17 protein-coding genes and 2 pseudogenes are annotated in these 21,693 nt (G+C 59.4%); 12 read left to right on the plus strand and 7 right to left on the minus strand.

Annotation, left to right across the window (positions count from 1 at the left end; genetic code table 11):
* Positions 1 to 33 precede the first annotated feature (33 nt).
* Both BA011_RS10595 and BA011_RS10600 read left to right on the plus strand, forming a co-directional pair.
* A complete protein-coding gene (locus BA011_RS10595; protein WP_151343444.1) occupies positions 34 to 681 on the plus strand; it encodes an ankyrin repeat domain-containing protein in 648 nt (215 codons plus the stop codon).
* Between the two features lie 77 nt (positions 682 to 758).
* Positions 759 to 1,250: a YHS domain-containing (seleno)protein gene (locus BA011_RS10600; RefSeq protein WP_065280420.1), complete on the plus strand. Its 492-nt coding sequence runs from the start codon at positions 759 to 761 to the stop codon at positions 1,248 to 1,250.
* A gap of 19 nt (positions 1,251 to 1,269) precedes the next feature.
* Here the strand turns inward: BA011_RS10600 and BA011_RS10605 are convergent, their stop codons facing one another.
* The gene (locus BA011_RS10605) at positions 1,270 to 3,486 is read right to left on the minus strand and encodes an adenylate/guanylate cyclase domain-containing protein (protein WP_065280421.1); all 2,217 of its coding nucleotides are present in this window, start codon (positions 3,484 to 3,486) and stop codon (positions 1,270 to 1,272) included.
* Positions 3,487 to 3,719: 233 nt separating this feature from the next.
* Here BA011_RS10605 and BA011_RS10610 point away from each other — a divergent pair, with 233 nt between their 5' ends.
* The gene (locus BA011_RS10610) at positions 3,720 to 4,487 is read left to right on the plus strand and encodes an adenylate/guanylate cyclase domain-containing protein (RefSeq protein WP_065280422.1); all 768 of its coding nucleotides are present in this window, start codon (positions 3,720 to 3,722) and stop codon (positions 4,485 to 4,487) included.
* A gap of 173 nt (positions 4,488 to 4,660) precedes the next feature.
* Here BA011_RS10610 and BA011_RS10615 read toward each other — a convergent pair whose 3' ends face one another.
* Together BA011_RS10615 and BA011_RS10620 are read right to left on the minus strand one after the other, a co-directional pair.
* Positions 4,661 to 4,885: a DUF982 domain-containing protein gene (locus BA011_RS10615; protein ID WP_064653080.1), complete on the minus strand. Its 225-nt coding sequence runs from the start codon at positions 4,883 to 4,885 to the stop codon at positions 4,661 to 4,663.
* 286 nt (positions 4,886 to 5,171) lie between these two features.
* Positions 5,172 to 5,513 carry a hypothetical protein gene (locus BA011_RS10620; RefSeq protein WP_065280423.1) on the minus strand — a complete coding sequence of 114 codons (342 nt, stop codon included), beginning with the start codon at positions 5,511 to 5,513 and terminating at the stop codon, positions 5,172 to 5,174.
* A gap of 248 nt (positions 5,514 to 5,761) precedes the next feature.
* On the opposite strand from BA011_RS10620, the gene BA011_RS10625 reads away from it, so the two are divergent.
* Positions 5,762 to 7,552 (plus strand): glycoside hydrolase family 15 protein, encoded by a 1,791-nt coding sequence (locus tag BA011_RS10625; protein ID WP_065280424.1) that lies wholly within the window; start codon positions 5,762 to 5,764, stop codon positions 7,550 to 7,552.
* A gap of 331 nt (positions 7,553 to 7,883) precedes the next feature.
* On the plus strand, positions 7,884 to 10,946 hold the full coding sequence (uvrB, locus tag BA011_RS10630; protein ID WP_065280425.1) for an excinuclease ABC subunit UvrB: 3,063 nt from the start codon (positions 7,884 to 7,886) through the stop codon (positions 10,944 to 10,946).
* 39 nt (positions 10,947 to 10,985) lie between these two features.
* On the opposite strand, the gene BA011_RS41445 is transcribed toward uvrB, so the two are convergent.
* A complete protein-coding gene (locus tag BA011_RS41445) occupies positions 10,986 to 12,314 on the minus strand; it encodes a leucine-rich repeat domain-containing protein (protein ID WP_151343445.1) in 1,329 nt (442 codons plus the stop codon).
* Between the two features lie 5 nt (positions 12,315 to 12,319).
* Complete coding sequence (locus tag BA011_RS10635; RefSeq protein ID WP_151343446.1) at positions 12,320 to 13,153, minus strand: hypothetical protein; 834 nt, start codon at positions 13,151 to 13,153, stop codon at positions 12,320 to 12,322.
* A gap of 230 nt (positions 13,154 to 13,383) precedes the next feature.
* On the opposite strand from BA011_RS10635, the pseudogene BA011_RS10640 reads away from it, so the two are divergent.
* From BA011_RS10640 to BA011_RS10655, 4 genes and pseudogenes are all read left to right on the plus strand, one after another.
* Positions 13,384 to 13,630 (plus strand): annotated as a pseudogene (locus tag BA011_RS10640) (GNAT family N-acetyltransferase); the annotation flags it as partial.
* Between the two features lie 237 nt (positions 13,631 to 13,867).
* Positions 13,868 to 14,812, plus strand: a complete 945-nt coding sequence (locus BA011_RS10645; RefSeq protein ID WP_065282492.1) for a hypothetical protein — start codon at positions 13,868 to 13,870, stop codon at positions 14,810 to 14,812.
* Positions 14,813 to 14,876: 64 nt separating this feature from the next.
* A complete protein-coding gene (locus BA011_RS10650; protein ID WP_065280427.1) occupies positions 14,877 to 15,263 on the plus strand; it encodes a GNAT family N-acetyltransferase in 387 nt (128 codons plus the stop codon).
* Between the two features lie 379 nt (positions 15,264 to 15,642).
* The gene (locus BA011_RS10655; RefSeq protein ID WP_065280428.1) at positions 15,643 to 17,310 is read left to right on the plus strand and encodes a cadherin domain-containing protein; all 1,668 of its coding nucleotides are present in this window, start codon (positions 15,643 to 15,645) and stop codon (positions 17,308 to 17,310) included.
* A gap of 84 nt (positions 17,311 to 17,394) precedes the next feature.
* Here BA011_RS10655 and BA011_RS10660 read toward each other — a convergent pair whose 3' ends face one another.
* Positions 17,395 to 17,706 (minus strand): putative quinol monooxygenase, encoded by a 312-nt coding sequence (locus BA011_RS10660; protein WP_011652481.1) that lies wholly within the window; start codon positions 17,704 to 17,706, stop codon positions 17,395 to 17,397.
* 178 nt (positions 17,707 to 17,884) lie between these two features.
* Here BA011_RS10660 and BA011_RS10665 point away from each other — a divergent pair.
* From BA011_RS10665 to dusA, 3 genes and pseudogenes are all read left to right on the plus strand, one after another.
* Positions 17,885 to 18,343: pseudogene (locus tag BA011_RS10665) on the plus strand (DUF3828 domain-containing protein).
* Positions 18,344 to 19,109: 766 nt separating this feature from the next.
* Positions 19,110 to 19,322, plus strand: a complete 213-nt coding sequence (locus tag BA011_RS10670) for a cold-shock protein (protein WP_003540801.1) — start codon at positions 19,110 to 19,112, stop codon at positions 19,320 to 19,322.
* A gap of 187 nt (positions 19,323 to 19,509) precedes the next feature.
* Positions 19,510 to 20,511: a tRNA dihydrouridine(20/20a) synthase DusA gene (gene dusA / locus BA011_RS10675; protein ID WP_065280429.1), complete on the plus strand. Its 1,002-nt coding sequence runs from the start codon at positions 19,510 to 19,512 to the stop codon at positions 20,509 to 20,511.
* Positions 20,512 to 20,548: 37 nt separating this feature from the next.
* Here dusA and BA011_RS10680 read toward each other — a convergent pair whose 3' ends face one another.
* Complete coding sequence (locus BA011_RS10680; protein ID WP_065280430.1) at positions 20,549 to 21,505, minus strand: S1C family serine protease; 957 nt, start codon at positions 21,503 to 21,505, stop codon at positions 20,549 to 20,551.
* Positions 21,506 to 21,693 lie beyond the last annotated feature (188 nt).

A 21,693-nucleotide genomic window follows, 5' to 3' on the forward strand; every position in this document is an offset into this window, starting at 1 on the left:
CCATTAGCGCAATCTTGTTTACGAATTGCACACGTGCTAAAACGCGACAAAACGGCGCATACGAACCCTGATCAAACCGAGATCGTGCCCGTGAATATTTTTATCGCGACTGTTGCTACGCTTGTCATTGGCGTCCTGCCGGCATGGGCAGGTCCTTTGCATCAGGCGGCCAAGGACGGCGATATCGCCCGCGTCACACAGTTGCTGGACCAGGGCTCCGATCTGTCGGAGCTCGATGAGGCGGGCGAGCCGGCGTTGATTATCGCGTCATTGGCGGGCCATGCGGATGTCGCCGTTCTTTTGCTGGATCGCGGCGCCGACATCGAAATTCGCAACAAGGGTGGGCTGACGGCACTGCATGCGGCAGCCTATGCAGGAAATCTGGAGGTGGTGAAACGACTTGTCGCCGAGGGAGCTGATGTCAACGACAGGAAGAATTTCTATCAGATGTCGCCGCTGCACGGCGCCGCCGAAGAGGGCCGCACCGACGTGGTCGCTTTTCTGCTGACGAAGAGCGCGGATGTCGAAGCGACGGAAAGAAACGGGTACACGCCTCTCACTCAGGCCGGGTGGCGGGCGCATTGGGATACGGCCAAATTACTCATGGAAGCCGGTGCTGTTTGCCAGAAAGCCGAGCTTGTGGGCGAACCGCTCTACAAGGAATGCACCAAACGGCAATAGCATTTCGCTGGAGTAACGGACCGCGTCCGGGAACGGAGCTTGTTATGTCTTATCATGTGCAAAAATGCGGAACGCGGATGGGCGTGGCTGTTGGCGCTGCGGTGATGCTGCTTTCCTTCCTTCAGCCTGCGGGGGCCGAGGAACTCGTCAATACCGGCTATTTCGGCGATGTCGCGATCAAGGGTTATGACCCGGTCGCCTACTTCACCGAAAACCAGGCCGTTGAAGGATCCGAGACATATTCCCACCACTGGCTTGGCGCGACCTGGTATTTCGCCAGCGCCGAAAATCGCGATCTCTTCAAGGGCGATCCATCCAAATATGCACCGCAATATGGCGGCTATTGTGCCGATGGCGTGTCTTTCGGGACGGTGACCACCAATATCGATCCGAAAGCTTGGCGGATCATCGATGGCAAACTGTACCTGAGCTATGATCCCGGGGCAGCCGAAGGCATGGAGAAAAATCCGACCAAGGTGACCGACTCGAAGAAGCATTGGTCCGAAGTTCAGCAGACGCTGATTTCGGAGAAGATGCACACCGTCTGGCAGCAACCGGATACGAAATGAAGCCGCAACGCCCGACCCGTCAGGGTGTGGGTGAAAAGAACGTCAAGGCGCGCGGCGTGACATGGACGTATGGCCTGTCGCGCTGTTCACCTGACGTGTTGCGGTAAACATATCCGCACACCATCCGGTCGAGGAAATAGCCGTCGAATTTTTCGCAGAGACTGTCGCCTCGCACCTCGACGATGCCGGTGATGTTGGTATTCGCGCTGCGATAGGCAGTGTTTCCAGCCTTGTCGAAATATTGGGTGAAATCCGTGCCGTTCTTGTGCTTGCCGGTCCAGCTCTTGCCATCGACAAGATTGCGCAGGTCTGCCTCGCCCAGCCTGTCGGCTTGACTGCCTGTAAAACCGAAGGGCCATTCGGGGATGCCGGCCTTTCGCAATGCGGCCAGATGGCGCTGCAGATCGCCGTCCCGCCAGTAATCATAGAGATAGCCGTAATAGGTGAGATTGCTTTCGGGGAAGAGCTCCAGCAGCTTTGCCGTCTCCGCTGCAGCCTTGGTTTCATTGCCCTGGTCGGCATAGGCGGCCGCCAGGTATTCGCGTGCCGGCTCGACCTTCGGCAGGCTGTCGAGCGTCGGCTCTATCAGCGAGATCGCGCTCTGATCATCGCCCGCTGTATAAAAGACGATCCCCGCCAGCAGTTGAAAGCTCGACGCCGGCGAAGGGTCGAGCCGCAGAGCCTTTTCCATCTCCGTGATCGCCTGCCCGCTGCTTCCGGTGTGGACCAGGATGAGAGCGAGGTTGGCGGCGGCCTCGGCATCGTTCGGCTCCATCGAAACCGCCATGTTGGCGGAATTTTTGGCCTCCGTCTCGCGTCCATCCACCCATTGCAGCAGGGCAAGCACCGTGTGCGCCCTGGCATTGTTGGGATCGAGCTTGAGGGCCTGTCCGGCGGCGTCATAGGCGATCTTGCGGGCGACGGCAGCCGACCAGAGGTAATTATAGTCGTTGCGCCAGACATCGACGGCCACGCGCGCGATTCCCGCATGGGCATTGGCAAAGCCCGGATCGAGATCGATCGCTTTCTGGTAGAAGGACAGCGTCCGACGATAAGTGTCGACATCCCTCAAGATGAAGCCCTCCTGCTCGGCCCGCATGTAATAATCGTAGGCTTCGAGGTTTTCGGTCGGGATTCGGGCCAGTTGGTCGCGCTCGCGCGCGCTGAGCTTGACCGACAGGGCCGAGATGATCTTGCCGATCACATCGTCCTGCACCGCAAAGAGGTCGGCATACTGGCGGTCGTAGCGCTCGGCCCAGAGCGACAGGCCGGTGACCGCATCGATCAGTTTGACATTGATCCGCAGCCGCGGCCCGGCCCGCTGCAGGGTCCCTTCGAGCACATATTTGACGCCGAGTTCGGCGGCCACGTCCTGGATCTTGCCGACGGAGTCCCGGATGGCAAAGACCGAGTGGCGGGCGATGACGAAAAGACCCGATACTTTGGACAACTCGGTGATCAGATCGTCCGTCAACCCCTCTGCGAGATGGTCGTGCTCGGTGTCGCCGCTGACATTGATGAAGGGCAGAACCGCGACAGAGGGCCTGTCCGGCAGAGGATAGGCGAAACGTTCGCCAGGCCCCGGTGGTTTTGCCGGCATCCATGGCTGCCACCAGAGTGCTGCGCCCGCGAGAGCGAGAATAACGGCCGCTGCTATGCCCGCAACCAGGCGGCGTCTCGGCAGGCGCCTGCGGGTCTTGAGGGTTTTGCCGGCAGCAGTCGGGTCAAGCAGGACGCGATAGACCCGGATCGGTTCGGTGATGCTCTTCAATCGCTGTTCGCCGAGCGAAACGAAACCGACCGGGACTTTCGATTTCACCTGGTCGTATGTCGTGCCCGATATGGCGATGCCGCCCGGTTCGGCCAGCGCCTGTATTCGATCGGCGATATTGACGCCGTCGCCCTGGATGTCTTCGCCTTCGACGATGATATCGCCGAGATTGATGCCGATCCGGAATTCGAGCCGATGCTCCGGCAGCGCCGCGGCACTCTGCGTGGCTTTCAGTTGCTGAACCTCCACCGCGCAGCGCAAGGCATCGACGACACTCTGGAATTCGACCAGCAGCCCATCGCCCATGGTTTTGACCAGCCGCCCGTGGTGACGTTCGATCGCCGGCTCGAAGACATCGTTCTGATCCGCCTGAAAACGCACGCGGGTGCCCTCTTCGTCGATCTGGCTCAATCGACTGTAACCGACGACATCAGCGATCAGGATTGCTGCAAGACGGCGCTCCATCCCCGGTCTTTCCTGGAGAGCGAATGTATTACTAACAATATTCTACAGTAGGTCCCACTGCGATGCTATCGCCGGACCGCGCGATATTCAACTTAGTGGCGACGTGTCCCAGAAGAATGGGGCCTGGACGAAATAGTTCGAGCCATCGTCACCCTCGACGGTCGGCAGAGTTGCCAAAAGCAGGCAAGTATCGGAAGCTCATTTTTTTGCTATCAGGCGATGGATTGCGAGATATGACGACAGCCTCCTCTACGGAGCCAACCAGGCACGGCAGCGCCCGGATCTGCCGTGGCTGCTGGGACCAGATGCACATGCCGATCCCGATCGGCGGCCCGCTTGCCTTACCCTTCCGCGCCTTCGGCATCACCCGCAGCAAGATGAATCCCGATATCTGCACGATCTGCGAACGCTCCTTCCAATATGTCAAGAAGCAGCGCCAGATCACCGTCGATGCCACCATCCTGTTTGCCGATATCCGGGGCTTCACGGATCTTTCGGAGCGCATCGAGGCAGTACAGCTGAGCGAGATCGTCAGCCGGTTCCAGGATCGCTGCGCGCAGGCGATCTGGGCGCATGATGGCATCGTCAACAAGCAGATGGGCGACGGCCTGATGGCGATCTTCAATTTCCCGATCGTCCGAAAGGATCACGCCGGCGCCGCGATCCTGGCCGCGCAGGAGATCCAGCAAAACTGCGCCGCCGCGCTGAACGGCCTGACACTCGAGGCATTGCCCGGCCGCACCCTCGGCGTCGGCGTCGGCATCCATTCCGGTGAGGTCCAGATCGGCGAATTCTCAACCTTCCGCAGCGATTTCACCGCCATCGGCGGTGTCGTCAATCAGGCCGCAAGGCTCGAATCCCAAGCCGCCGCCGGCGAGATCCTGATCTCGGCCGAAACGGCGGCGAAGGCTGCCGATCTCGCCGCAGGCGCCGAAACCCGCATGCTTGTGCTCAAGGGCATCGAGCAGCCGGTGCAGGCACGGGTGCTGGCCAAGCCCTGAGCGACTGCGCCAGGGCCCTCTTCGAAGCATCATCCCGCCTCAACATCGGAGCGCGGTAACGCTGCATATTTCTTACGAACACAGCGGGAATAATATTTGAAATACATGAAAGGAACGTTGTTGACGCTACGGACGCCGGCCGAGCGGCGCGTGGATATAGCCGGCGGTTCCAGCTATACCGCAGGGTTCAAGGCGGAGGCTTCTGCGCCGTCTTCATCATCATTGATCGTAACGCCGGCTTCCAGCGCGGCCAGGATGAAAGCCTGCCGCACCGTCTCGGCCGGCATGCGTCCGGCAAGCCAGGCGCGGCAGAAATCGATCGCCCTCTGCTGGTGGACGCCGCCATTGACCGGCCAGTCCGAGACGAGTGCATAAAGCGCATCCTGCGGTGAGCGCAAAACCAGCCGTTCGCCGGTATCAAGGTCGATCGAGATGGGGGTTTCCCAGAAGGCAGAATGGTCGCTAATGGCAGTAGCACCTGAAGCTGAAGTGACAGGAAACTAACTGCGGAAGACCGATTCTGGTTCCGATACGAGGGGGCGGACGATCGGCGCGCGGCATTTCACGAATGCCATCGCTCTTTGGGCGAAGAAACGACGAGCGCCAAATGGATATTGAAATCGGGATCACCGGCCAATGCCTCACTTTTGGCAGAGCCGATCTCGATGGTTGCCGCCCCGGCTGTCAGCTGGGCAGCTTGCAGCCCTTGCTCATTCCAGCGGACTGCATGGCCGAAACCTTGCCTTTGGACGCGGCAATTTCCCCTTCCTTGTCTCCCCCGGCGACGCTGCCGATGGGGACGCCGACGAGGAAGACACCGAAAGCATCGCCGTTCGCTGCGCTGATCTGCTGCTTGGACAGGTCGTCGAGCTTGGCCTTCTCCTTCTTATGTTCCACTGCGAGCGCCTCGCAACTGAGGTTCGTATAGGCAGCCATCGGAATATCGACCTGGACGATGGCGTCAGGACGTTTGGCGCAACTGGCAAGCGCCACGGCGGCCGCAAATGCAATGATTATCTTGTTCATGAATGGTCCCCAATTCCCGCAACAGCTGTAACATCGGCGCGCGCAATGCGGGAGGCGGCGGAGCCTTCAACCACAGACTTTTATTTATCGACACTTTCCATTTCGGCTTGGCATTGCTGGCGATGCCCCCCATTGATATCCGGAGTTTGCATGATAGCCGGCACGCCTACCGCCCCGTTGGTTTCCGCGCTTGACCTCTGCGCACCGCCTCTACCTAAAAGCCCGACTGCTATGCAAAGGAGGCTCCGGTGTCGGTACCCATTGAGGACTACGCGCTCATTGGCGATTGCGAAACCGCCGCACTCGTCTCGAAGAACGGCTCGATCGACTGGCTCTGTTTTCCGCGCTTCGATTCGCCCGCCTGTTTTGCCGCACTGCTCGGCGCCGAGGATAACGGCTTCTGGTCGCTGTCACCGTCAGGTGAAAACGTCCGCGTCACGCGCCGCTACCGCAACGACACGCTCATTCTCGAAACCGAGTTTCAGACCGAGACCGGCACCGCCGTTCTCATCGACTTCATGCCGCTTCGCGATGGCACGAGCGATCTGATGCGCATCGTCGAGGGCAAGAGCGGCACTGTCGCCTTCGATATGGAGCTCAACCTTCGCTTCGATTACGGCCGAACCGTTCCCTGGGTCACGCATGGCGAGGATGGCGGCATCACCGCCATTGCCGGCCCGGACAGGCTAACCCTGAATTGCGCCGTCCCGCTCGAAGGCCGCGGCCTGAGCACGGTCGGCTCCTTCCAGGTTGCCGCTGGCGAGAGCCAGATCTTCACCCTGACCTGGTCCCCCTCGCATATGCCGCAGCCGGCTCAGCGGCAGGTGGAATATGCGCTGCCGGACACGGAGGAATTCTGGCAATCCTTTGCCGCGAAATGCCCGAAAGTGGGCCGGTGGACGGAACAGGTCAAACGCTCGCTCATCACGCTCAAGGCACTGACCTACATGCCGACGGGCGGCATCGTCGCCGCGGCGACAACCTCCCTGCCGGAAAAGATCGGCGGGCCGCGCAACTGGGACTACCGCTATTGCTGGCTGCGCGACGCGACGCTGACCCTGCTCGCCCTGATGAAACTCGGCTATTACGAGGAAGCCAGTGCCTGGCGGAACTGGCTGCTGCGCGCGGTCGCCGGCGCCCCGGCGCAGATGCAGATCATGTATGGCGTCGCCGGCGAGCGCAATCTGCTGGAATGGCAGGTTCCCTGGCTGAGTGGCTACGAGGGCTCGACACCCGTACGCATCGGCAATGCCGCTGCCGAACAGGTGCAGCTCGATGTCTATGGCGAGGTGGCCGACGCTATGCTGCAGGCCCGCAAGGGCGGGCTTCCGCCGCATCACCGCGGACGCGAACTGGCGGCGGCCATTCTGCCCTTTCTCGAAAAAGTCTGGGTGGAGCCCGATGAGGGCATCTGGGAGGTGCGCGGCCAGCGCCAGCATTTCACCTATTCGAAGGTCATGGCCTGGGTGGCCTTCGACCGCGCCGTCCAGATTGCCGAGGCGGACGGCGAGCCCGAGGCCGCCGCACGTTGGCGCACGCTCGCAGATCACATCCATGCCGAGGTTTGCGAGAAGGCTTTCGATCCCGAACTCGGCTGTTTCGTGCAGGCCTACGGCTCCAAGGCGCTTGATGCCAGCCTGCTGCATCTCGGCATGGTCGGCTTCATCCCGCCTGATGATCCGCGCTATGTCGCGACAGTCGAGGCGATCGAGCGCAAGCTGCTGCGCGATGGCCTGCTGCTGCGCTACGAGACGCAGGAGGTGGACGACGGCCTGCCGCCAGGCGAAGGCGCGTTCCTCGCCTGCAGCTTCTGGCTCGTCGACGCCCTCGGCATGATCGGCCGCCGCGACGATGCGCTACGCCTGTTCGAGCGGCTGCTTTCTATCTGCAATGATGTCGGGCTTCTGGCGGAAGAATATGATCCCGGCGCCCGCCGCATGCTCGGCAACTTCCCGCAGGCCTTCAGCCATGTCGGGTTGATCAACAGTGCGTTGAACCTCGCGCGGTTGGAGGGGCCGGCGAACCAGCGTTCGGCTTGATGAGTGTGGTAAGAACCGCTGAAGAATGACCCCTCCCCAACCCCTCCCCACAGGTGGGAGGGACTAACCGGCGGCACCGCCTTGCCTCTTCCGAAACGTTGAGGATTTGGAAAGCCGGCGCGGCAGGTTAAACCCCTCCCACTTGTGGGGGTCCGAAGGACGGGTCGAGACCCGTGGCTCGACCCCGGCATCCGACAGGATGGGGTTTGGGGCGGGGTCTTTTAGTATCACGCGACCGGGAGACTATTCCAAAAATCCGAACGATTCATTCGTTTCCCTTTTGTACTCTTTCCCTCTTCACTTTCGCGCTGACTCTCTCCATATTCCCGCCATGGCCAAATCTCCGAAGAAATCCCCCGCCCCGAATGGCTTCGAGGAAGCCCCTCAATCGTCTTTTGAGGGAGCCCCCCTCTCAGGCTCGGTTGCCGACTGGGTGAAGCAGCTGGAGGCCGATGCCGAAACCTCGGGCGTCGAGACCCAGCGCCAGATCGCCTCTAAGGCCGGCAAGCACCGCAAGAAGGTGGAGATTGCCGCCAGGACGAAAACCAGCGACGGCGGCGTCAGCGCCTCGAAATCGGCGCGCGGCACCTCCATGGGCGGCTCGACCGATCCGAAGACGCGCGCCGCCGCCGGCCTCAATCCCGTTTCCGGCATGGATACGACGCTGGAGGAGGCCTCGTCGCTGCAGGCCGGCACCGCCGTCACCGCCACGGTGGAGGCGCTGTCGGCGCTGATCGAGAGCGGCAATCCGCTGCACAAGAACGGCAAGATCTGGACGCCGCATCGCCCTGCCCGGCCCGACAAATCCGAAGGCGGCATCGCCATCCGAATGCAGTCGGACTACGAGCCGGCCGGCGACCAGCCGACCGCCATCCGCGATCTCGTCGAGGGGCTGGAGAATGGCGACCGCAGCCAGGTGCTGCTCGGCGTCACCGGCTCAGGCAAGACCTTCACCATGGCCAAGGTGATCGAGGCGACGCAGCGCCCGGCCGTCATCCTGGCGCCGAACAAGACGCTGGCCGCCCAGCTCTATTCGGAATTCAAGAACTTCTTCCCCGACAATGCGGTGGAATATTTCGTTTCCTACTACGATTATTACCAGCCGGAAGCCTATGTGCCGCGCTCCGACACCTATATCGAGAAGGAATCCTCGATCAACGAGCAGATCGACCGCATGCGCCACTCGGCGACGCGCTCACTGCTCGAACGCGACGACTGCATCATCGTCGCCTCGGTCTCCTGCATCTACGGTATCGGCTCGGTCGAGACCTATACGGCGATGACCTTCCAGATGTCGGTCGGCGACCGGCTCGACCAGCGCCAGTTGCTGGCCGACCTCGTCGCCCAGCAATATAAGCGCCGCGACATGGATTTCACCCGCGGATCCTTCCGGGTGCGCGGCGATACGATCGAGCTTTTCCCCGCCCACTTGGAAGATGCCGCCTGGCGCATCTCGATGTTCGGCGACGAGATCGACGCCATCACCGAGTTCGACCCGCTCACTGGCCAGAAGGTCGGCGACCTGAAATCGGTGAAGATCTACGCCAATTCGCACTATGTCACCCCGCGCCCGACGCTGAACGGCGCCATCAAGTCGATCAAGGAGGAGCTCAGGCTTCGCCTTGCCGAGCTGGAAAAGGCCGGCCGCCTGCTGGAAGCCCAGCGCCTGGAGCAGCGCACCCGCTACGATATCGAAATGCTCGAAGCCACAGGCTCCTGCCAGGGCATCGAGAACTATTCGCGTTATCTCACCGGTCGCGACCCCGGCGACCCACCGCCGACGCTGTTCGAATATATCCCCGATAACGCCCTCGTCTTCATCGACGAAAGCCATGTCACCGTGCCGCAGATCGGCGGCATGTACCGGGGCGACTTCAGGCGCAAGGCGACGCTGGCCGAATACGGCTTCCGCCTGCCCTCCTGCATGGACAACCGGCCGCTGCGCTTCGAGGAATGGGACGCCATGCGCCCGGACACCATCGCCGTTTCGGCTACCCCTGGTAGTTGGGAGATGGAGCAGTCGGGCGGCGTCTTCGCCGAACAGGTGATCCGCCCAACCGGCTTGATCGACCCGCCGGTCGAGGTCCGCTCGGCCCGCAGCCAGGTCGACGACGTGCTCGGCGAGATCCGCGAGACATCGGCCAAGGGCTACCGCACCCTCTGCACCGTGCTGACCAAGCGCATGGCCGAAGACCTCACCGAATATCTGCATGAGCAGGGCGTGCGCGTCCGCTACATGCACTCCGATATCGACACGCTTGAACGTATCGAGATCCTCCGCGATCTCCGCCTCGGCGCCTTCGACGTGCTCGTCGGCATCAACCTTCTGCGCGAAGGCCTCGACATTCCCGAATGCGGCTTCGTCGCCATTCTCGACGCCGACAAGGAAGGTTTCCTGCGCTCGGAGACCTCTCTGATCCAGACGATCGGCCGCGCCGCGCGTAACGTCGACGGCAAGGTCATCCTCTATGCCGACCAGGTCACCGGCTCGATGAAGCGGGCGATGGAGGAAACCAGCCGCCGCCGCGAAAAGCAGATGGTCTATAACCAGGAACACGGCATTACCCCTGAATCGGTGAAAGCCAGGATCTCCGACATCCTCGACTCCGTCTACGAACGCGACCACGTCCGCGCCGATATCTCGGGCGCCTCCGGCAAGGGCTTCGCCGATGGCGGCAACCTCGTCGGCAACAACCTGCAGACCCATCTCAACGCGCTCGAAAAGAGCATGCGCGACGCCGCCGCCGACCTCGACTTCGAAAAAGCTGCCCGCCTCCGCGACGAAATCAAACGCCTCAAGGCCGCCGAGCTGGCGATTATGGACGATCCGCTGGCTAGAGAAGAGTCAAAGGCAATGGAAGGCGTCAGACGGAACGCCAAAGCGACCCGCGAGTCCCTTCTCCCAGCCGGCGAGAAAGTGCCTGGCAGTGCGGATGAGGGGGCCACCCCCTCCTACTTCTCCAGACCCAGCCTCGACGACATGGGCCCAGGCACCGACACCACCACCCCTCTCTTCCGCAAACCGGCGCTGGATGAGATGGGCCGCGACATCGCCGAGCCCGCCAAGAAAACCCTCTTCCGCAAAAACGACCTCGACGAAATGACCGTCGGCCGAACGGAAAAACCGGTTACCGGCGCGCTGCCGGAAAAGCCGGATGGTGAGGCGCGGTACGCGAAGCGTAGCAATCGATCCAGTGAATCGATTGCAGCAACGAACGCCCGAAGCGCAAGCGAAGGGCAGAAGGGCACGAAGCGGTTTTCACCGCTGCTTGAAGGGCACGATGACGTGCGGCCGGTCGTGCGCGGGAAGACGGGCGTGGGGAGCTATGAGGACCCGGGCGAGCAGAAGCGTAAAGGGCGAACGAAGGGGAAGACCGGACGGCCGGGGCGGTGAAACGACATATTGCTATAATAGAATTCCACCACAGCTATATTATACAATATATGTTGATGTATTTATGTCCGGACAAAGTAATTTAACATATTTTGATATCGTAGCGGGTGCGATTATCGACCTCAAATTTGGCGGCAATCTAATATCTTCAGGTCTGTCGATTTCAATACGAGAGATATTTAAGCTTGTAAGTGATTTAAATTTATCCAAATTTTTTAGTAAAGCTGGGGCGCACCCTGAAATATCCAAATCTTTAAGGGACTCCAAATCAGAAATGCATGATAGATCCGTTACCGCAGTATTTGAGATTTCAAGATTAGAAAGCTTTGTAAGTTTTTGCAGAGGAGTAATATCGTGTATTTTCGTAGAAGATAATGAAAGGTATTTAATTGATTTCCATTGCGCGATCGGCGATATATCAGATATTGCCGTGCCCTCCAAATCCGCATAAAATAAAAAAGGCATTTTTTCAATATGAGATATATATCTAATCTTACTCCACGGCATGATTAGAATTCGCATGTGACTAGATTTCGAAAGAAATTCTATACTCTCGATTGCCGAGCTCGATGCGTAAAACCCCTCCAAAGAAAGAAATGGTCCGGTATTTTCTGGCCAATCACTCGTTGTATTGTCGGCTCTAATATATCGAAGAAACTTTTTTCCTGATAGGAAACTAATGTCATCAATTTTCGTTTGAGAAATATCTATATTACTTAAATATTCGGAATCCTTCAAACAGCTGAGATCTTCTATCCTCGTTGCACTAACATCAAGCTTCCTTAGCTGCCTTAAATTTAATTCGGAAATTTCATCAACCTTCGTTTGGGAAATTTCAAGAGAAGTAATATTTTTTCCCCGCAGTGGGGACAGGTCAGTTATTTTTGTGCCAGATATATTTACTTCGACTAGCTTCCCACATGCTGCAATTGGAGCCAAATCCGACACCGAAGTATTTTTTATCTGAAGAGTTCTTAGGTTAAAGCAAGATGAAAGAGCAGATATACTTTCGACGTAGGTATTATTAATCTTAACTTCTCGAAGATTGCGAGAACCGTCGAGCTGATTAATGTTGTATATTATCCTGTTGCTTGCGCGAAAATGAAATATATTGTCTTTCCACTCCAGAGGAAGCGAGACGTTATCAATAATAAATTGTTTTGCTTTCTTCGGAGAGAACACCTCTTCTGAGCTTGCGGGAATATCCAAATCTAGATCATCGATATCTTGATTGGACAAATCTACGCCAGCCATAACTGTGCCCTTGTAGAGTATTTTCGGATCATATCCGGCTATTTCGGCGAGGACGCGCAAATCAGATGATTTTGAGTTCAAAATATTTACAACAACATCAAGCCAGTGAGACATGTCACTTATCTTTCTGTTTTTGCAACAAGATCCATTAGGACAAGTTTTGCGAAATCATTACTGAGATCGCCGACCTCTAGCCCAATTTCGGTCAGTTTTGTGCGTATGTAGGCCTCCGCCGCTTTCAATTTCAGTTTCTCATCATTTCCAAGAATCTTATCCTTTAGCGAAGGATCGTCTTTCAATTTTATATCAGTAATTATTAAATCTTCACGCAAACACTGAACAGCGACTCTAACGTTCGGCGCGATACCGCGCTGAGGATCATTGCGGAGATCGCGAAGCTTCATAAGAGGTGAAGCATTGGCGTCCCAAATTCGTCCCTCAAGAAACTGGGCGGCGTCACAATCAATAATCCAAGAATATGTATTGTTGACATTATTGATTCGGAACAGAGCCTTCATGGGATGGTGCTTGCCCACAACTTTTTCTTTGTCTGTTCGGGATATCTCGTGCTTTCCCGCAGTGTGGACCGATAGAGCCCCCTTTATTCCGCCCGCCAGATTTGCCGAGGCATTTACGTCGAAACCAGCCGCCAAATCGCTCTTCGTCACCTGTTCGGAAGAAAACTCCGTTAAAAGGTGATTCTCTTCACGCCGAATGCTTTCACGTACAACCTCTACAGGCTCAGTTTCTGGCGTAATTACGATCAATGTTGCCCGCTTTAACTTTAGCCTGAACTGCACAGGCGATCCGCGCTCACCGCCGATACGTCCTTCGGTGAAAACAACGTCAACTTTCAAATCTACTTCCTGCTTTCCTTCATCAAAAGATTGATGCCATGCATCAACGCTCACAACATCCGCAAAAGCGCGAACTCGATTCAGATCATTGTTCATCTGGCTAAAAACCCAATTGCTATTAGCTCGACGATAAGCTCAGGAGTCAGTTTGTTAAACGGGCGTTTGCGGAGAAGATGCATATTTCCCGCTTTAAATTTTTATAGGCATGCATTGATTGCCGGTGCCGGCAGCCGGCAGCCTCTCGCGACGCCGCCGGGAGAAACCGAAGTTTGCCTTCATCTACAGCGAGGGAATTTGAAACCAAATGCGCTCGAACTCCGCATCGCCGCAGCCTCGCCGATATCGGCGCCCATCATCCCGGCCGGCTCGGCGGCTTCGTCAACATCGCCTGGGATAGCGGCATTCTTGCCTTCATCCTCGATACATCAGTTCACCCCGACATGCGCCGGCAGGGCATCGCGACGCGGCGGTCAGGGAAGCGACGCGGATCGCTCAAGAGCGCGGCGCCGCGTGGCTGCATGTCGATTTCGAGCCGGTCTCCTTTTATCGCGCTGCGGATTTAGACCCACTTAAGCAGGCCTTATCAAGCTGGCGCGAGGCCGCCGCCTCTTCCGGCCGATGCGCCTCATCCGTCATTGATCGGCAACAGCTTTGCCCTAGCTTCTGCTGGCGGCCGGCCGCTGCGGCCGCTTCGGGGAGCACATGCATGAACAAACGCCTGAAACGCGCCGCGTGAATCCGGTTCGCCGCAACGCGCTTCGGCCCGCGGCCGGGCGGTTGCCGCCGCTTTCGCCAGCGCAGGAGGCCAGGATGCGGATCGTCAATCTTTCAGCCGGCCTCGCCTTGATCCTGACGCCGGCGGCAGCTTATGCGGACACGACACATCAGGGAAACGCCGACATGTTCAAGACCCTTCTCTCGAAAATAGGCCTCCGCTCCGAAGCGAGGCCCATCTCTGCCGCGCCGCCCGAAACGCTGGCGCAGCTGCGCGACGCCGTTGCCGCGCGCCTGCGCAGCGAGCCCGAGGTCGAAGAGGTTGCGATCGATCCCGGCAATCCTGCTATTCTCCGCGTGCGGCTTGCCAATGGCGGACGCGAAGCCGTGACGGGAACGGTCGATGTCACCAACGTCTACGGCAGGCTTTATACGCTCCGCAACGATCTGGACCGCGAGGCCGCCATCGAAAATCTCGTACAGAGCGTTCTCGTCACGGTCCGCAGGCCGGAGCTCGACCTGCAGCATGTCTTCGCCAATATCCGCTTCCGGCAGCCGCCCGCGAATGAGCAGGATGCGGCAACGTCTTTGGCGGAGGAACTTGCCGGCGACGTGGCGATCGTCTTGCAGTTGGACACGCCGCAGAGCCTGGTCGGGCTCTCGCGCGCCGATCTCGGCGAGCGCTCCGTCGCCGAACTCCGCCAGGCCGCGCAGGGGAATATTCTGCGGGAAATGTCGAAGCTCCAGGAAGAGCGGGTCAACGATCACATGATCGCCTACCGGATCGGCGATAACCCGCCGCTGACGCCGGCTATCGTGCTGACGGATGAATTCTGGGCGATGGTGGACAAGAATTTCCCGGATGGCGCCTTGCTGATCCTGCGCCAGCGCGACGAGGTGGCCGTGATCGACCGAAAGGTGCCCTCCGCGCTGATCACGGCCCGGCAGCTGATCGACATGGCGAAGCAGCGGAGCGTCGATTTTCTCTCCGACAGAATTTTCGAAAGACGCGACGGCCGGCTCGTCGCTGTGACGGAATGAGCTACAACGTCGCCCTCACTTGATCCGGAAGACCTACATCCCCGCTGAAGGAAGGGAACCGCCAATGCTGGAACTGCGCATCGACCCCTTCCCCTCCGCCGCGGAACTGAACGCGCTCTTTTCCGCCGCCTGGGGCAGCCCGCACGACCGCGACTTCACCCCCATCCTGTCCCGCAGCCTCGCTCATATCGGCGCCTATCAGGACGACCGGCTCGTCGGCTTCGTCAACGTCGCCTGGGATGGCGGCATCCATGCCTTCATCCTCGATACCTCGGTCCATCCTGATATGCGGCGGCAAGGGATCGCGACGCGGCTGGTCCGGGAAGCGACGAGGGTTGCGCGGGAGCGCGGCGCCGAGTGGCTGCATGTCGATTTCGAACCGCACCTGACCGGCTTCTACCGCGCCTGCGGCTTCAGACCGACCAAGGCAGGGATCATCAAGCTCGTGTGAGGCGTCCCGCGCGGGAAGCCGGAACAAGTCGAAGCCAACACCAACCTGCGATAGTGGCGCGAATATTGCGCGGCGCAGCATTGTCGAAGAACTCGCTGAAAAACACAATTTTCGCGAGAGCACTCCATCCGAAAATGAAAGATAATACTATTTACGAAACCAAGTATGACTTTGAGTTCTCAAATTAAAATCCCTTTCCCCAGTATTTCATCCTTAGTTTTTCATTAAAAAAGCAATGAAAAGACACAATTTTGCATTGAAAACTTAATCGGGATTGGCATAGATCCCCGAGGGGTCGTCGTCCGCTGAGCAATAAAACAGTTTTTTCGGGGATGTCTCATATTGCCGATTACAACGCATCTTTTGGGGAAATATATATATGGCCTTGAATATTCTGGATACGAACGGCGCCACAGTTACCAAGACCGGCGCTGAGTTCGAAGCTTACGATGTTATCCGCGACTCTGAAACCAGCCCCCTCGCCGCCGTCACCCTCGCCATCTCAGATTCCGGCGTGGCAGATCTGGCCGACGAATTGGGCTCGGTTTCCGCGAATGTGACCGGCTCGAGCGATGACAACACGATCACGACGGGCGCCGGCGACGATCTGATCCAGGGCGGAGTTGGTAATGACACGCTGAATGGCGGGGACGGCAATGACATGCTTTGGGGCGACGTCGGAAATGACGTCATCAGGGGCGGCACGGGCAACGATACGATCTCCGATGATGACCGCTTCAGCTTTACCCCTGCGGTCTTTGACATCGATGCGGGCGACGGCAACGATGCCATAACCGTGGAGACATTCATTTCAGTGAATTCTGGAATGATCGATGGCGGTGCCGGGATCGATACGCTACAAGCCCCGTCGCTCCAAGGCCTGACGATCAAGAACATCGAAATCCTTGAAACGGCGGGCTCTTGGGTTGCAGGTTCGAGCGCACAGTTCGAAAGCTTTGACAAGATCGTCTGGTCGACCGATCCGTTCCCCGATTTTAACCCCTCATTGGCGGTGACGGACAGTGCCCACCTCGATCTTTCCGACGAGCTGGGAGATCGCGGATCTTTCATCGACGGCCATGCCTTCGGCATTGACGTCAAGACCGGCAGCGGCGACGACGAGTTCACAGGCACCGACGGCAACGACATTTTCGACGGCAGCGGCGGCAACGATATCCTCAATGGCAATGCCGGCAATGACAAATTGACCGGTGGCGCCGGCGACGACACCATCAATGGCGGCGACGGCATCGATACGGCAATCTTCTCCGGCAATTTCGCCAATTATTCCTTTGCATTGAATAATGGCGATCACATCCTGACGAGCGCTGGGGAAGGAACGGATACGCTGACAGACGTCGAATTGGCGCGCTTTGCCGACGGCGTCTACGACTTCGCCACGGACACTTTTACGCCGAAGGGCAATGCCGCGCCGACCAATATCCAGCTTTCGAAAACCGCCCTTTCCGAGGACACCCCGATCTGGACCACGGTCGGCCTGCTCAGCGCCAAGGACGCCGATGGCGACGCCCTCACCTATACGCTGCTCGATGGCGCCAACGATCACTTCCGGATCAACGGCAACCGCATCGTCACCTCCAAGGCGCTGGACTACGAGACGGCGAAGTCGCACACGATCAAGGTCGCTGTTTCGGATGGCAAGGTCACGGTCGAAAAGGACATCACGATCAACGTGCTCGACGTCAACGAGGCCCCCGTCAACAAGGCGCCGACCAATCTCGCCTTCTCGCGCAGCTCGATCTCCGAGAATGTCGCGATCGGCACCTCCGTCGGCCTGCTCACGGCAAAGGATCCGGAAGGCGACACGGTGAAATGGCGGCTGACGGACGATGCCGACGGCATCTTCAAGCTCGTCGGCAACAAGATCCAGACCAAGGCCGCGATCGATTACGAAAGCACCCACAGCCTGACCTTCACCGCCGAAGCCTACGACGCGGCCGGAAACGTCACCAGCCACGATTTCACGCTTGCCGTGAAGGACGTCTTCGAGCCGTTGTTTGCGCTGTCGCACGAGGCGTTGATCTAGCCGCGACAGGATTGCCTGGCACCGAGGTGGGACTTGCAGTCATGCAGCTCCACCGACGGGTGGCCGCGCGAAATCAGGCATCCGTCAGTCAAACCGCTCGTCGATATGCTCCACCTGCGCGGAAATCACATTGTCAATGACGACATGCGACAACAGCGTCGGGCCGACGGCCCATAACTCGCGCATGTGGTCCGTATCCTCGTGCCGGCGATGCGCTTCCTCGCTGGTGAAGGCCTCGGCCAACAGAATCTTGTCGGGATGCTCGGGCATCGGCACCAGCTCGATATAGAGACAATCCGGGTCGAGCCGGCTCTGTTCGAGATGGTTCTGCGCCGCGGCCAGATAGGCATGGCGCTTTCCAGGCTTGGTCATGAAGAATCCGACGATGCATTTCATCTCACCCTCCCCAGCTTGATTTGGAAGTCTCGCCCGGGCGCCTGTCACAAGCAAGCGCGGAACCGTGTCATTGAAACGGGGCCGATGGCCGCGCCAAACCCTGATAACCTCCCAAAAATGCCGCTCCACCTCAGCGCCCGATTCCGCTATGATTCACCGCTCATCGAGGAGAGCCCGCATGCGCCTGCCCACATTCATCCTCGCCCTCGCCGTGTCGGCGGTCGCAGCCTTGCCGGCATTGGCGCAGACCTACTAGACGCCGAAGGCGCTGCTCAAGGCGCTCTATAGCTACGACAGCGACGCCGAGGCGCCCTCGCCCTATTCGACCTTTTTCTCCGATCACCTGAATGAGCTCCTCCAGACCGATCTCGACAACACACCGGAAGGCGATGTCGGCGCGATCGACTTCGATCCCGTGATCGCGGGCCAGGACGGCGCGGCCAGCGACGTCAGGATCGGCCAACCGATCCTGCTGGATGACAAGGCCGAGGTGGAGGTGGAATTCGACAACGGCGAAGAGGTGACGCTCTTCTATACTCTGGTGCGCGAACACGGCGGCTGGAAGGTCGACGACATCGCTAATCAGAAGAGTGATAATCCGTGGAGCTTGAGCGGGTTGCTGGGGGATGCGCAGTAGGTGGGAAGCCTTTTGGGGGGGGCTCGCCTACGACGAGGATGGAGCGGACAATTGCACTAGCTGTAGAATAAAAGCCGCAGGCGCCAAAGAGAGCCCTCATGGTGAGGAGGCCCAAGGGGCCGTCTCGAACCACGAGGGCGGGCGCGGAAGCTCCTTACCTGCATTCCACAAAGCCCCCTATGCAGAATCGAAGGTTATGGCGCCGGTTGCCGCCCCCGTCCTTCGAGGCTCCGGCCTCTGGCCTGCGCACCTCAGGATGCGGGCGGAGCAAAGACGGCGCGAGGAACACTGGAGAGCAGACTCTGCGATCCTCTTCACCATGAGGGCTGATCGATTTGCCTGTCGCCCGACCGCCCCCGAACAAATCCCTGTCCGGCTATCGAATCCGCCGCTCATCCCGTTTCGGCACGGAATCCCGATATGGCACAGGCGTGCAAGAATCCGTTAACCCATCGTCAAGTATCTGAATCTTCGGCATTTCCCGGTATCGATGCGGGCATGCCACAATAATCCCGCTTGCTTTTTGCCCGAAATGCTGGCACGAATTGACTTACTCGGGCATTTGCATGCCGGTGACTGGACTGATGTGGTAATCCCTTCCGTTTGGAAGGCGGCGCGGGACTACCCGCCTACGTAGACGTTCTTTCCCCGTACGTGACTTCTCCGACTGACCCTTCGTCCCAATCGATCGGGGCGAAAGCTAAAGCCGTCCGCTTCCTCTCGGGGGCGCGGATACTACACAGACTAAGGGAAAAGGACGATCCCAATGGCCACCAAGGGCACCGTAAAATTCTTCAACCAGGACAAGGGTTTTGGTTTCATCACGCCGGACGGCGGCGCAAAGGACGTTTTCGTCCATATCTCTGCGCTGCAGGCTTCTGGCATCCAGTCGCTGCGCGAAGGCCAGCAGGTTACTTTCGACACCGAGCCGGATCGCATGGGCAAGGGCCCGAAGGCTGTCAACATCTCGGCTTCGTAAGTTAGACATCGCTTCGGCGGCATGAACGGCGCTCCGCAAGGGGCGCCGTTTCTGTTTGTGGTGACCGACGGTCATTTGTCGATCGCATTGGCAAGTGTTATATGCGCGCTTTATGGATGCCCCCCGCCCCTCGCGGCGGTGAGGCACCGCACTGCGGCACCTGGGAATAAGGAACAATGGAACGTCGATGACTGAGAAGAGGCCGATTTTTGCGGTCGCCCCGATGATCGACTGGACGGATCGGCATTGCCGCTATTTCCACCGCCAGATCAGCCGCGAGGCGCTGCTCTATAGCGAGATGGTGGTGGCGGATGCGATCATCCACGGCCCACGCGACCGGCTGCTCGGTCATGACGCCGCCGAGCATCCGCTGGCGCTGCAGCTCGGCGGATCGGACCCGGCAAAGCTTGCCGAGGCGGTGAAGATCGCCGAACCCTACCTCTATGACGAGATCAACCTCAATGTCGGCTGCCCCTCCGACCGTGTGCAGTCGGGCACCTTCGGCGCCTGCCTTATGTTGACGCCGGAAACGGTGGCCGAATGCATCGCGGCAATGAAGAGGGTTGCGACCGTGCCGGTGACGATGAAATGCCGGATCGGCGTCGACGAGCAGGAGCCGGAACAGGCGCTGCCCGAGCTGATCAGCCGCGTTCTCGATGCCGGCGCCGACGCGATCTGGATCCATGCCCGCAAGGCCTGGCTGAAGGGCCTGAGCCCCAAGGAGAACCGCGAGATCCCGCCGCTCGACTACGAGATCGTCTATCGGATGAAGCAGCGCTGGCCCGACGTCTTCATCGGCATCAATGGCGGCATCCGCACGCTCGACGAAGCCGCAGCCCACCTCGACCATGTCGATGGCGTCATGCTCGGCCGCGCCGCCTATCAGAATGCCGCGATCCTTTCCGATGTCGACCAGCGCTTCTTCGGCGCGCCTGCGGCCGAACCGGACTGGGAGGCACTGCGCGACCGGATGATGGCCTATGCCGAACGCCATATCGCCAGCGGCGGCCGGCTGCAGCACGTGGCGCGCCACATGGTCGGCCTCTTCGCCGGCCTGCCCGGCGCAAGGCGCTACCGCCAGATCCTGTCGACCGATGCGGCAAAAACCGGCGCCGGGCCGGAGGTGCTGGCAGCAGCCTTTGCGGCGGTGGATTTTTCGGGGACGGAGCAGGAGGCCGTCAGCGCCTGACGTAAGCTAATGTCTGCCACGGCGCAGAAGCGCGGCGTCAGGACCGCGCCATCGGCAGCAAGATCTTCTTCTCGATCCGGCCCGCCACCGAGAACACCAGGATTTCCGTATCCCTGCCGATCCTGCTGCCATCCATCAATCGGACGATGTCGTCAACGCCGCCGACCGGGCTGCCGTCGATGGCGAGGATATAATCGCCCTCCTGCAGCCCTCCCTTCGCCGCCGGCCCATCGGGTTCGACGCGGCGGATGCGCACGGAGGTCGTCTGCACCGTGCCCGCCGCAAGAGCCACCCGGCGCGGCAGCACGATCGTGTCGCCTGATATGCCGATGAAGGCGCGCCTGACCTGGCCATAGCGGAGGATCTCCGAAACGACGAAATTGGCCGTATTCGACGCCACGGCAAAGGCGATGCTCTGCGCGCCCTGGATGACGGCGGTGTTGACGCCGATGACCTCTCCGCCCGAAGACACCAGCGGCCCGCCCGAGTTGCCGGGATTGAGCGCCGCATCGGTCTGGATGACATCTTCCATCGGCCGGCCGCTGGCAGCCCGCATCGACCGGCCGAGCGCCGAGACGATGCCGGCGGTAACCGTCCATTCGAAGCCGAGCGGGTTTCCGATCGCGATCGCGATATGGCCCCTGCGCAGGCGCTGAGAGTCTCCGAGCTTCGCCCAAGCGCCGGTGCTTGTGTTGGCGCGAATGAGGGCGATATCGGTATCGACGTCGCGGCCGAGCACGCGGCCCTCAGTGACGAAACCGTCAGGCGTGGTGATGCGAACGACCTTGGCGTCATCGACGACATGCTTGTTGGTGATGATCAGGCCGTCAGGTGAGACGGCGAAACCCGACCCGTGCCCCTGCCGGCCGCCCACCCTCTCGATCCGGCTGACCGCCGGCCCGACGATGTCGATTGCTGCTGCGATCGATTGCGAATAGGCATCGATCAGCGCCCCATCATTCTGAGGCGCTATGTCCTTATCCATGTAACCCATTATTTGATCCTCAGGCGGCAATAACGGCCGTCCCGCCGCCGGCAAAGCCGTCGCGGTTGCGACGGTCCGCCATGGCGCTGTTGTAATGAGGATTAGATGGTTGGGCGATGAACCGTGTTCAAGTGAGCGCCGGCAGCGGCATGCACGCGGCGCAACGGAGAGAGCGCGAACATACCTACCCCGGACAG

The sequence above is a fragment of the Rhizobium leguminosarum genome (assembly GCF_001679785.1).
Taxonomy (GTDB): Bacteria; Pseudomonadota; Alphaproteobacteria; order Rhizobiales; family Rhizobiaceae; genus Rhizobium; species Rhizobium leguminosarum_R.